The 11,858-nt window shown below is 68.7% G+C and carries 11 protein-coding genes; 5 read left to right on the top strand and 6 right to left on the bottom strand.

The window, feature by feature from the left end:
- Nucleotides 1-35: 35 nt before the first annotated feature.
- Complete coding sequence (locus F7Q96_RS16375) at nt 36-458, bottom strand: VOC family protein (protein ID WP_053823378.1); 423 nt, start codon at nt 456-458, stop codon at nt 36-38.
- Nucleotides 459-651: 193 nt separating this feature from the next.
- On the opposite strand from F7Q96_RS16375, the gene F7Q96_RS16370 reads away from it, so the two are divergent.
- The 5 genes from F7Q96_RS16370 (at nt 652) to F7Q96_RS16350 (ending at nt 5,301) form a co-directional block, all read left to right on the top strand.
- Nucleotides 652-1,545, top strand: a complete 894-nt coding sequence (locus tag F7Q96_RS16370) for a LysR family transcriptional regulator (RefSeq protein WP_053823379.1) — start codon at nt 652-654, stop codon at nt 1,543-1,545.
- A gap of 172 nt (nt 1,546-1,717) precedes the next feature.
- Entirely contained in the window at nt 1,718-3,289 is a 1,572-nt protein-coding gene (locus F7Q96_RS16365) for a DNA-3-methyladenine glycosylase 2 family protein (RefSeq protein WP_082371673.1), read from the top strand.
- A complete protein-coding gene (locus F7Q96_RS16360; protein ID WP_151022977.1) occupies nt 3,286-3,822 on the top strand; it encodes a methylated-DNA--[protein]-cysteine S-methyltransferase in 537 nt (178 codons plus the stop codon). The genes F7Q96_RS16365 and F7Q96_RS16360 overlap by 4 nt, the downstream gene beginning before the upstream one ends.
- Before the next feature lie 50 nt (nt 3,823-3,872).
- Nucleotides 3,873-4,430 carry an RNA 2',3'-cyclic phosphodiesterase gene (gene thpR, locus F7Q96_RS16355; RefSeq protein WP_053823380.1) on the top strand — a complete coding sequence of 186 codons (558 nt, stop codon included), beginning with the start codon at nt 3,873-3,875 and terminating at the stop codon, nt 4,428-4,430.
- 91 nt (nt 4,431-4,521) lie between these two features.
- Nucleotides 4,522-5,301 (top strand): flagellar brake protein, encoded by a 780-nt coding sequence (locus F7Q96_RS16350; protein WP_053823381.1) that lies wholly within the window; start codon nt 4,522-4,524, stop codon nt 5,299-5,301.
- A 158-nt stretch (nt 5,302-5,459) separates the two neighbouring features.
- Here the strand turns inward: F7Q96_RS16350 and F7Q96_RS16345 are convergent, their stop codons facing one another.
- The 5 genes from F7Q96_RS16345 to F7Q96_RS16325 form a co-directional block, all read right to left on the bottom strand.
- Complete coding sequence (locus tag F7Q96_RS16345; protein WP_006576881.1) at nt 5,460-5,693, bottom strand: hypothetical protein; 234 nt, start codon at nt 5,691-5,693, stop codon at nt 5,460-5,462.
- Nucleotides 5,694-6,036: 343 nt separating this feature from the next.
- The gene (locus F7Q96_RS16340; protein ID WP_053823382.1) at nt 6,037-6,903 is read right to left on the bottom strand and encodes an IclR family transcriptional regulator domain-containing protein; all 867 of its coding nucleotides are present in this window, start codon (nt 6,901-6,903) and stop codon (nt 6,037-6,039) included.
- 147 nt (nt 6,904-7,050) lie between these two features.
- Complete coding sequence (gene hisN / locus F7Q96_RS16335) at nt 7,051-7,836, bottom strand: histidinol-phosphatase (RefSeq protein WP_053823383.1); 786 nt, start codon at nt 7,834-7,836, stop codon at nt 7,051-7,053.
- Nucleotides 7,837-7,953: 117 nt separating this feature from the next.
- On the bottom strand, nt 7,954-9,963 hold the full coding sequence (locus F7Q96_RS16330; RefSeq protein WP_053823384.1) for a sigma-54-dependent Fis family transcriptional regulator: 2,010 nt from the start codon (nt 9,961-9,963) through the stop codon (nt 7,954-7,956).
- A gap of 253 nt (nt 9,964-10,216) precedes the next feature.
- Complete coding sequence (locus F7Q96_RS16325; RefSeq protein WP_053823385.1) at nt 10,217-11,794, bottom strand: GMC family oxidoreductase; 1,578 nt, start codon at nt 11,792-11,794, stop codon at nt 10,217-10,219.
- Between the last annotated feature and the right edge of the window lie 64 nt (nt 11,795-11,858).

Here is an 11,858-nt window from a genome sequence, read left to right as displayed (position 1 = left end):
GCAGTGCCTGCAAACGCAGCGCAGCGCGGCAATTCTTACTTCGCAAACACCTGGCCGATATCGCCGAAGGCCTTGAATTCGAGCGCGTTGCCCGACGGATCGAGGAAGAACATCGTGGCCTGTTCGCCGACCTGGCCCTTGAAGCGCACGTGCGGTTCGATCACGAACTTGACGCCGGCCGCGCGCAGCTTGTCGGCCAGCGCTTCCCATTGCTCCATCGACAGGATCGCGCCGAAATGGCGCACCGGCACGTCGTCGCCATCGACCGCGCTGGTCGAGCGATGCCCGGTCTCCTCGGGCGCCAGGTGCGCGACCACCTGATGACCGTAGAAATTGAAGTCGACCCAGCTATCCGAGCTGCGGCCCTCGGGGCAGCCGAGCAGTTCGCCATAGAAACGCCGGGCCTCGGCCAGATCGTGCACCGGGAACGCCAGGTGGAACAGGGGGATGGATTGCATGTCGGGGCCTTTCTGCAATGCGGCGCCGGTCTGCGGCGCCGCTGTCGTGGTATGGTCCCGCAAATTCTACTCAGCGCAAGTCGCGATATGAAGCGAATCATTTTGGCGCTGAGCATCAGAGATTTCGATGGGATCCGATAGTCCCTTTGCGATGATCCGCTTGCCATGATCCGTTTGCCATGATCCGTTTGCCATGATCCGCTACTTCCGCACCTTCCTGGTCGCCGCCGAGACGGCTTCGTTTTCCGCGGCCGCGGTGCGGCTGTCGCTGACGCAGTCGGCGGTCAGCACGCAGATACGGCGGCTGGAAGAGGACCTGGGTTGCGCGCTGTTCGATCGCACCGGCAAATCGGTGACGCTCAGCGAGCAGGGGCGCAAGCTGCTGCCCGAGGCAGTCCGCTTCGTCGAGCTGTACGAGTCGATGAAGGGACAGGCGCATGCGGCCCCCGCGCTGACGCCGATCGACCTGGGCGCGGTATCGACCGTGCAGTCGACGCTGCTGCCGAAGGCGATGCAGCGCTTTCGCGCCGATTACCCGAAGACCCACGTCAACATCGTGCCCGGCATGTCGACGCAACTGCTGACCCAGGTCGATGCGCGCGAACTCGAAGTGGCGGTGATGATCAAGCCGCGGCTCGGCATTCCGGCCGAGCTCAAATGGCTGCCGTTGCTGAGCGAGCCCTTCGTTGCGATCGCACCGCGCGGTGCGCCGCGGGAGCTCAAGGCGATGCTCGGCGCGCTGCCCTTCATCCGCTACAACCGGCATTCGGCCGGCGGGCATCTGGTCGACCGATATCTGAAGCGCCATCGGCTGCGCGTCGACGAAGGCATGGAGCTCGACGAGCCCGCGGTGATCCTGCAGATGGTCGACCAGGGCCTGGGCTGTGCGATCGTGCCGGCCGATCTGCTGCCGCTGGCGCAATGCCCGAACGTGCAGGCCGAGCCGTTGCCGGGCCGGCCCATCCATCGCGAGGTCGGCGTGCTGGCGCGCCCCTCGGCGCTGTCGCGTGCGCCCACCGCGGCGCTGATCGAGGCCTTCGTCATCGCGGCGCGCCAGTGGCGCGGGCGGCGGAGCAAGTCGCGCTGAGGGGGACCGGCCTGCCGGGCCGGCCAGGCGCCCGGCCGAAGGTGGCGACGTGCCGAACGTGCGGCGTGCCGAACGCGGCGAACGTGCAGAACGTGCAGAACGTGCAGAACGTCGCCGACTCGCATGTCCGAATCCGGCTGGTCGCTGGGGCGGAAAGCGGTAGCATGCAGCCATGGAACTCGATCCCGACACCTGCTACCGCGCCGTGGTTTCGCACGACCGCCGCTTCGACGGGCGCTTTTTCGTCGCCGTGTCGTCGACCGGCATCTACTGCCGGCCGGTCTGCGCGGTGCGCACGCCCAAGCGCGAAAACTGCAGTTTCTTCGCCACGGCGGCGGCCGCCGAGAAGCATGGCTACCGGCCCTGCCTGCGTTGCCGGCCAGAGCTCGCTCCGGGACATGGGCTGGCCGATCTGTCCGGGCGGCTGGCGCAGGCGGCGGCGACGCTGATCGACGAGGGCTTCCTCGCCGATGCCGGCGTGCCGGAGCTGGCGGCGCGCATCGGCGTCACCGAGCGGCATCTGCGGCGGCTGTTTACCGCGCAGTTCGGCGTCTCGCTGGTCGAATACGCGCAGACGCAGCGCCTGCTGCTGGCCAAGCGGCTGCTGACCGATACCGCGTTGCCCGTCACCGAGGTGGCCCTCGCGGCCGGCTTCGGCAGCGTCCGCCGCTTCAACGACGTGCTGAAGACGCGCTATGGCCTCGCCCCGACCGCGATGCGCAAGCGCGCGGCGGGCATGCCGGCAGACCGCCTGGTGTTCGAGCTCGGCTATCGGCCGCCGTTCGCGTGGGCCGCGCTGCTGCAGTTCCTCGGCGCGCGTGCGGTGCCGGGCGTCGAGCAGATCCGGCCCGACGCGCATGGCGGCGAATACGGACGCACCGTGGCCATCGAGGTGGCCGGACGGCTGCACAGCGGCTGGATCCGGCTGGCACTGGCCCCGCAGCGCCACGTGCTGCGCGTGACGCTATCCGGTTCGCTGGCGCATGCCATTCCGCAGGTGCTCGGCAAGGTCCGGCGCCTGTGCGATCTGGGTTGCCGGCCCGATGTGGTCGACCGCCATCTGGGCGCGCTGGCCGCCGACATGCCGGGCATGCGGCTGCCGGGTACGGTGGACGGCTTCGAGATCGCGGTGCGCGCAGTGCTCGGTCAGGTCGTCTCCCTGGCGCAGGCACGCGCGATGCTGCATCGGCTGGTGCTGGCCCATGGCACGCCGCTGGCCGTGCCGATGGACGAGTTGCGCGCCTGTTTCCCGAGCGCCGCCACGTTGGCCGCGGTGCCGGTCACGGAAATCCATGCGCTTGGCGTGCCGCAGGCCAAGGCCCGCGCGATCCAGGCGATCGCCACGGCGGTGGTCGATGGCAGGCTGTCGCTCGAACCGGGCGTGGAGCCCGCGCAAACCGTTGCGGCGCTATGCACCATCGACGGCGTGGGGGACTGGACCGCGCAATACATTGCCATGCGGGCGCTGGGCTGGCCCGATGCGTTCCCGGCCACCGACTACGCGCTGCGCAAGGTTCTGGGCATCGAGCGCACCGGCGAGATGCTGCGGCACGCCGCGCAGTGGGCGCCGTGGCGCGCCTACGCGGCCATGCATCTGTGGCGCCAGTACCAGGACTTGCAGGACGGCCGCGAGCGCGAGCGTGTGACCGCGCGCGCCGCACCGGCGGGCGTCGGCGGCGCCGGCGGCAAGCAAGCCGTACCGCGCCGCACCCGCCGTCCACAGTCACAGGAGCAGCCAACATGATTCACTACCGTTCGATGTCGGGCCCGCTCGGCGACGTGCTGTTGCGCGCCGAAGACGGCTATCTGACAGGGATGTTCTTCTCCGGCCAGAAATACCATCCGGCCGGACCGTTCGACGGCGCCCCCGCCGATGCACGCCATGCGCGGCTGCTGGAGCAGGCGGCGCAGGAACTGATCGAATACTTCGCCGGCGTCCGGCAGCGTTTTACCGTGCCGCTGCGGCTTGTTGGCAGCGCGTTCCAGCAGCGGGTCTGGCAGGCGCTGTGCGAGATTCCCTTCGGCGAGACCGTCAGTTATGGGCAGCTGGCCCTGGGGCTGGGCCTGCCGCCCGGCCATGCGCGGGCGGTCGGCAGCGCGGTCGGGCGCAATCCGATTTCGGTGATCGTGCCTTGTCATCGCGTGCTGGGCGCCAACGGTGCGTTGACCGGCTATGCCGGCGGTACCGATCGCAAGCAGGCACTGCTGCGGCTGGAAGGCACGGCGGCGGCGCCGCACCTGCCGCTGTTGCGCGACGCGCTGGCGGCCGCCGCATAACGGTAGCCGCATCACGCTACCGGCGCCGCAACCGTAACGCTCCCGCCGACATGCCACGGCTGTTCGTCGCACTGGAAACCCCGCCCGCGCTGGCGGCCTCGCTGCTGGCGACGCTGCCTCGCGAACGCGGCATCCGCCCGACGCCGGCCGCGCAGGTCCACCTGACGCTGCGCTTCGTCGGCGAGGTCGACGAGGAACAGGCCGTGGCCATCGACGATGCGCTGGCCACGATTGCCGCCGTTGCGGTCCCGGTGCAGGTCGCCGGCGTCGGGCGCTTCGGCCGGCGCGGCGGCATCCTGTGGGCCGGCGTCACGCCCGCCGAACCGCTGCTGGCGCTGCATGGCGCGATCGATCTCGCGCTGAGCGATGCCGGGGTCGAGCGGGAAACGCGTCCCTTCCACCCGCACCTGACGCTGGCGCGCTGCGCACCGCATGCGCCCGAGCCGCCGCTGCGCGAATGGCTCGCCGCGCAGCGCGAATTGGGCTGTCCGCCCTATCTGTCGCGGCGCTTCGTGCTGTTCGAGAGCCGCCTGCAGCGGCAGGGCGCCGAGCATCGCTGCCGCCGGGCCTTCGCCTTGCGCGAGCCGGTTCCGGACAACCCCCCGTAAGTCGGGCTCAAGTTTTGCGCCGGCGATGCCGATTCTGTACTAGAGTCCCCTTCGCCCGCATCTGGATCCCCGCACCCGCCCGCGTGATTTCATGAGTTCCCACGAGTCCATCGACCGGCCCGAGGCCGCAGCCGCGTCCGACGCCGCATCGGCCGCCGCTTCCGACGTTGCTTCCGACGAACAGTACCGCCTGACCCACGCCTCGCAGATCGGCACCGTGCTGCGCGATCTGGCCTGGCAGAAATGCACGCTGAACGTGCGTTCCGGCCGCGGCCGGGAGACGGTTTCCTCGGTGCTGCACGTCGATCCGGCCAGCCGCACCTTCATCTTCGACTGGTGCCGGACCGACGAGGAGGCGCGGGCGGTGCTGGAGGCCGAGGAGAACGCGATCTCGGCGTCGCTGCGCGGCGTGCCGGTGAACTTTGCCATCGGCCGGCCCGAGCCCGTGCAATACCAGGGCGGCCCGGCGTTCAGGGCGCCGTTCCCGGACAAGCTCTATCACTTCCAGCGCCGCCGGCATTTCCGCGCGCGCACGCTGGTGACGCGAGGCTATGGCTGCGAGGGAAGGCTCGACGACGGTACCGTGGTCAAGCTCGATATCTCGGATCTGTCGCTATCGGGCGTGGGGCTGCGCTCGCGCACGGTCGGCGATACGCAGCTGCCGGTCGGTACGCGCATCGCCCGCGCGCGGCTGGATTTCCGCGAGCTCGGCAAGCTCGATCTGGATCTGCAGGTGGTAGGGCATTGGCTGGTCGGCCGCGACGACAGCGCGATTCATCATTTCGGCTGCGCGTTCGTCAATCCGGATGGGCGTCTGGAAAATACGCTGCAGCGGCTGGTATTCGCGCTGGAATTGGCCCATCGGGGCTGAAGAAAAGGCGCGAGCCAAGCGCGCCTGAATTCCGCGGAAAGCCGCCACAAACATTCGCGTCGTTCCCGCAAATGCGGAAATCCAGCGTCATTGCAGGCCACCGTTCCCCCCACATTCGGGGGAACGGCGCGTGAGTGGCGGCGTCGCGCTTTTCTACCTTATTGCGGCTTGCTCTGCGCCACCATCGTGAGAGCGAGCATCACATCGCCGGACAGGCGGCCGCCGTTCGATGGCATGCCCGCGTCTTCCAGGATCGCCCACAAATTCTCCGAGCCGGCCGCAATCCGTTGGCGCAGTTCGGCGAGATAGGCCTGTTCGGCGGGCATCAGGGGTCTCTCTGCCATGCGCATATCCGCGACGATTGCGCCAAGCGAGATGTCATCAAAAGTCATATTGGTGTTGCGGTAGTCTCTTTTTTGGCAAGAGTCTTTCGGGTTCGGACTTGTGGACGGTGATTTTAGCAATGTATATCGCAACGCGATGCAGTCAATAACGCCACTTTTCTACGGTCTATTCCGAGGAGTGATGGCGGCGACGCGCCTCGCGCTTTAAAGCGTCACGATTGTGAGCATTGCGACATGATTCGCTTCAAATCAGCGGCGCAGTATTGGCGCGACATGTCGATTTGTCGTTGTGGCGAGGAGACAGCGGCGCAGGGCCGCGGACGCATGCCGCAACCTCACGCCGCCATTTCATGGCGCCAATTCGCACGGCGCCAATTCGCACGGCGCCAATTCACGCCGCGATCAGTCGGCTCATTTCCGACGCCGCCTCGCGCATGCGCGGCAGCATGCGGGCCAGCATCTCCGCTTCGCCGACCTGCGTGGGGCGCACGCTGACGCTGATGCCGGCCACGACCTCGCCCGACTCCGCATGCACCGGCACCGCGAGCGCGCGCAGATCCAGCTCCAGTTCCTCGTCGACGACCACATAGCCGAGCGTGCGGGCCTGTTCGAAGCAGGCCTCCAGCTCGGTGCGCGAGACCTTCGTCTGCAGCGTGCGCGGCCGCAATTCGGCGCGCTCGAAGTACGCGTCGCGCGCCGGCTCGTCCAGATGAGCGAGCAGCATGCGCCCGATCGACGTGCAGAAGGCCGGCAGGCGGCTGCCCATGCCGAGCGCGTGCGACAGCATGCGGCGCACTTCGCAGCGCGCCAGATACAGGATGTCGGTGTCCTCGAGGATCGCCAGCGCCGAGGTCTCGCCCACCGCCGCGCTGAGCCGGTCCAGGATCGGCTGTGCCTGGGCGACCAGCGCGGTCGACGAGAAATAGGCGTGGCCCAGATGCAGCACGCGCGGACGCAGCGCAAAGCGGCCGTCCTCCTGGCTGACATAGCCGAGCCGCTGCAGCGTATAGAGACAGCGCCGCACCGAGGCGCGCGACAGCTGCGTGCGCTGCGCGATCTGCGAAATGGTCAGCGGCCGCCTGCGCTCGGAGAAGGCTTCGAGCACGTGGAGCCCACGCGCCAGCGACAGCATGAAGTTCGGGTCGCCCGCGTACTGGTCCAGCTGATCGGGACGCGCCGGTGCCGGGCGCAGCGGAGCAGCATCGGAGGCCGCAGGGACGGCAGGGACTGAGGCGGCGGTGGAGCGGGTGGCGTCCATACGGAAAAAGGCCGGAACGGGAGTGGCGGCGGTCGTTCGATAATCGCGCATCATAACCGGCGCGCGCCGTGGAGGGAAATCCGCGGGCCGGGCTCGTGCGATCCGGCCACTCGCCCGCGCTAATCGGCCAGCGCTATTCGGCCAGCGCTATTCGGCCAGCGCCGCCAGGATCTGCGCATGCAGCCGGCGGTCGCCGCAGGCCACCACGCGGCCGCCATGCTGGGGGTCGTCGCCGGTCCAGCTTGTGATGATGCCGCCCGCGCCCTCGACGATCGGGATCAGCGCCTGCACGTCGTAGGGCTGCAGGCCGGCCTCGACCACCGCATCGACATGGCCGGCGGCGACCATGCAGTAGGCGTAGCAGTCGCCGCCATAGCGCAGCAGCCGCGCGCGGTCGGCCACGCAGCGGAACGCCTTCCATTCGGGTTCGTCGCCGAACATTTCCGGCGTGGTGCACATCAGCTTCGCTTCGGCCAGGCTGGCGCAGGGCCGCGTGCGCAGCGGCGTCTTGCCGAGCCAGGCGGCGTCGCAGGTGCCGACGAAGCGCTCGCCGGTAAACGGCTGGTCCATCACGCCGAGCACGGGCCGGTCGCCGTCGTTCAGCGCGATCAGCGTGCCCCACAGCGGCAAGCCGGTGATGAAGGCCCGCGTGCCGTCGATCGGATCGAGCACCCAGGTCAGCGGCGACGTGCCCTCGATGCGCTCATGCTCCTCGCCATGGATGCCATGGTCGGGATAGGTGGCGGCGATCAGCTCGCGCATCGCTGTCTCGGCGGCCTGATCCGCGGCGGTGACCGGGTCGAAGCGGCGGCCGCCCTTGTCCTGCACCTCGGCATGAGTGCGGAACAGCGGCAGGCTCTGCGCCGCGGCTGCATCGGCCAGGCGGTGGGCGAAGTCCAGATATTCGTTCAGGCGTTCGGCGGGTAGCGGCATGGCGGTGGCGACGAGGGGCGTAGGACAGGGCGCAAGAATCGGCCGATGCAGCGATGGTACGTCGGTCCCGGCTGCCATGCCAGCCGCCCCGCGTAAGGGCGTTGGCCCGGTCGGGCCCTAGCGCCGGTTTGGCGCGACGATGCCGAACCGCTCCATCTGCCGGTAGACGGTCGCCCGCGAAATGCCGCAGGCCGCGGCGACCTCGGTCACGTTCCAGTGATGGGCTTGCAGCGCGGCCAGCAACTGGCGCGCCTTCGGGTCGTCGGGGACCGGCGCGCCGGCGGGATCGGATGGTGGCACGGATGGTGGCACGGATGGTGGCACGGATGCGGGCACGGACGCGGGCAGCGCGCGCAGCGGGCTCGCCGTACCCGCGTCGGTCACCTCCGGCGGCAGATCGCCCAGATCGATATGGCCGCCGTCGCTCATTGCCAGCGCGAAGCGCAGCACATTGCGCAGCTGGCGCACATTGCCAGGCCAGTCGTAGGCCAGCATCGCGCGCCGCGCGTCGCTCGACAGCGTCGCGTCGATCTGCAGCTGGGCCGCTTCCTCCTGGCAGATCCGCTCGATCAGATAGGCCTTGTCCTGGCGCTCGCGCAAGGTCGGCAGATACAGCGTGGCGCCGCACAGCCGGTAATACAGGTCTTCGCGGAAGCGGCCTTCGGCGATCAGCTGCCGCAGATCGCGGTGCGAGGCCGCGACCACGCGCAGGTCGACCGCGATCGGACGCTGCGCGCCCAGCGGCGTGACCTCGCGCTCGGACAGCACGCGCAGCAGCCGGCTCTGCAGATGCAGCGGCATGTCGCCGATCTCGTCGAGGAACAGCGTGCCGCCATCGCTCTGCGCGATCAGGCCGCGCATGCCCTTGCCGCGCGCGCCGGTGAAGGTGCCGGCGGTATAGCCGAACAGCTCGCTCTCGATCAGCGTCTCCGGGATCGCGGCGCAATTGACCGCGATGAACGCGTGCTCGCGCCGGTTGCTGCTCTGATGCAGCGCCTTGGCCAGGACCTCCTTGCCGGTGCCGGTCTCGCCGTGGATCAGCACATTGAGTGGCTTGTTGGCGAGGCGCTTTGCCTGCGTGATCAGCCGCTGCATTTGCGCATCGTCGGCGCCCAGCGCGTCGAGCGCGGCGGTGTCGCCGGGTTCCGGCGCGGCCGGTGTGGGAATGCGGTGCGGCATCACGCGCGGCGCGATCGCGCTGGCGTAGTAGACCTCGTCGCCATGCGTGCGCAGCGTGGCGCGGTCGGACGACATGCCGGCGCGTGCGATGCGCCACAGGTCGCTCAGGCTCTCGCGGAACAGCATCGTCAGCGGCCGTCCGATCACCGGACCATGGTCCGCCGCACGCAGCGCGCGGCGCGCGCCGCTGTTGATGCCGCAGACGATGCCGTCGGCGTCGAAGGCGACCATGATCTCGCCGCTGACGTCGACCAGCGACCAGGTTGCGCCCAGCCGCAGGATCCAGCGGTCGCGGAAGTAGCGCAGAAAATTGGCGTCCTCGATCATCTGCGCATACATCGCCGTCATCTGCAACGCCAGATGCTGGCTCTCGCGCGGGCCGGGCGAGGTCAGCGCCGAGACGTCGAGCACGCCGAGAAAGCCTCCGGTCGGGTCGAACAGCGGTGCGCTGTTGCAGGTCAGGCTGATATGCGAGACGTCGAAATGGTCGGTCTGATGGCAGGTGACCGCGTGCTGCTCGACGATGCAGGTGCCGACCGCGCAGGTGCCGGCCTGGCGCTCGCTCCAGTCCGCGCCGAGATACAGGCCGGAACTCTTGAGTTCCCGATCCCACTGGTCGTTGCCGATGAAGTCGACGGCGATGCCGTGCGAATCGGTCAGCAGCAGCACGTAGCCGAGCGACGACATGCGCTTGTACAGCTGTTCCATGCCGGTGCGCGCCACGCCGAGGAAGTCCTCGATCTGGTCCTTGTGCTCGCGCAGCCGTCCCGCTTCCACGATATGCGCGGGCATGCGCCGGCCGGGGTCCATGCCGTACTCGTTGACGCAGCGGATCCACGAGCGCTCGATCTCGCTGAGCGGCGGCCGCTCCGGATCGGCCTGACTGGCAAGCGTCAGCACCTGCTCGACATGCGCGTGCCGTTGGGCGGCTTGCTTGGCACTGATCACGGGGTCTCCTTCGCTGCGCCTTGCCGCGGGGACGGACGACGCTTTTGTGCTGTTGTCTTCGTGGTGTTATCCAATATAGGCAGGGGCGGCGGAAAAGGCCGTGGGCATGGCGTGCGTCCTTGCCCCCTGCCCCGGCTCCTCTCCCGCACGCGGGGGAGGGGAGCCTTCTTCGCAGCGGAAAGGGCGACGCCTTCCCAGGCGCGACGACCTTACACCAGCCCCGGGCCGGACTTCAATCCCGACAAGCCCGGGCTCAGACCTCGCCCTTGCGCAGCGCGCCGGCCAGGTATTCGGCCTGGCGGATGGCCAGCGCCACGATCGTCAGCGTCGGGTTGGCGGCGGAGCTGGAGGTGAACTGGCTGCCGTCCGAGACGAACAGGTTCTTGACGTCGTGGGCCTGGCCCCAGCGGTTGACCACGCCGTCGCGGGCGTTGGCGCTCATCCGGTTGGTGCCCATATTGTGACTGGCGGGATACGCCGGCATGTCGATGACGCGCGTCGCGCCGACCGCTTCCGACAGCTTGCGGAACTGCTGCAGCCCGTGCGCCGCGATGGCCTCGTCGTTGCGGTGGTAGGTCTTGGTCACGATCGGGATCGGCAGGCCGTACTGGTCCTTCTCGGTCGGATGCAGCGTGATGGTGTTCTGCTCGCGCGCCATGTCCTCGCCGCAGACCCAGATCGCGGTCATGTGGTCGTACTGCTCCAGCGCCGAGGTCACGTCGCGTCCCCAGCCGCCCGGCTTCATGAAGGCCGCCGTATAGGGCAGCCCGAGCGCCAGTCCCTCCAGGTAGTAGCCGCCGTTGAAGCCGCGCTTCGTATCGAGCGCGACCTCGTCGGCCACCACCGCGCCGATATCGAAGCCGCGGTACATGTAGACGGGCTTGCGATGGATCGCCACCGCGGCCGCGGTCGCGTGGTTCATGTAGTTGCGGCCGACCTGTCCCGACGAGTTGGCCAGGCCGTTCGGGAACAGGCTGGATGCCGAGTTCAGCAGCAGCCGCGCCGATTCGATCGAATTGCCCGCCACGCAGACCACGCGCGCCTTCTGCAGGTGCTTGCGGCCCTTGCTGTCGGCGTACAGCACGCCGTTGACCTTGCCTGACTTGTCGTGCTGGACCTGCAGCACCATGCTCTCGGGCCGCAGCTCGACGCGGCCGGTCGCCAGCGCCTTCGGAATCTCGGTATAGAGCGCCGACCATTTGGCGCCGATCTTGCAGCCCTGCATGCAGAAGCCGGCCTGCTGGCACGCCGGGCGGCCGTCGTAGGGCGTGGAATTGGACGCCACCGGCCGCACGATCTTGCGATAGCCGATCTTGCGCGCGCCCGCCGCGACCACCTTGTACTGGTTGCTTTCGGGCATCGGCGGCTGGCCGCTGGCGGCGCTGCCGGTCACGCCCATCTTCTTCTCGGCCTTGTCGTAGTACGGCGCCAGTTCCTCGTAGGTGATCGGCCAGTCCAGCACGTTGGCGCCTTCGACCTGCCCGTAGATCTGCCGCGTGCGGAAGTCGTGCGGCTGGAAGCGCAGCGCGACGCCGGACCAGTGGATGGTCGAGCCGCCCACCGCCTTGACGATCCACGCGGGCAGGTTCGGATAGGTCTTGGTGTGGTGCCAGCCGCCGGCCGAGATCCGCTTGTCGAGCCACGAGATCTTGCGGAACATCGCCCATTCGTCGTTCTCGAAGTCGGCCTGCGTATAGTGCTTGCCGGCCTCGAGGATCACGATCTTGCCGATGCCCCGCTGCGCCAACTCGTTGGCCAGCGTGGCGCCGCCCGCGCCCGAGCCGATGATGACGACCGCGTCGCGGTCGTTCAGGTCGATCCGTGTTGCCATGTTTGTCTCCAGTGTCCTGCCTTGTATGGTTCGCGATGCTGTCTGCGCAGCCCTGCGCGTCGGG

The organism is Cupriavidus gilardii, from assembly GCF_008801915.1.
Taxonomy (GTDB): domain Bacteria; phylum Pseudomonadota; class Gammaproteobacteria; order Burkholderiales; family Burkholderiaceae; genus Cupriavidus; species Cupriavidus gilardii.
The sequence above is the reverse complement of the archived record's forward strand: the minus strand, read 5'-3'. Positions and strand labels throughout refer to the sequence as shown.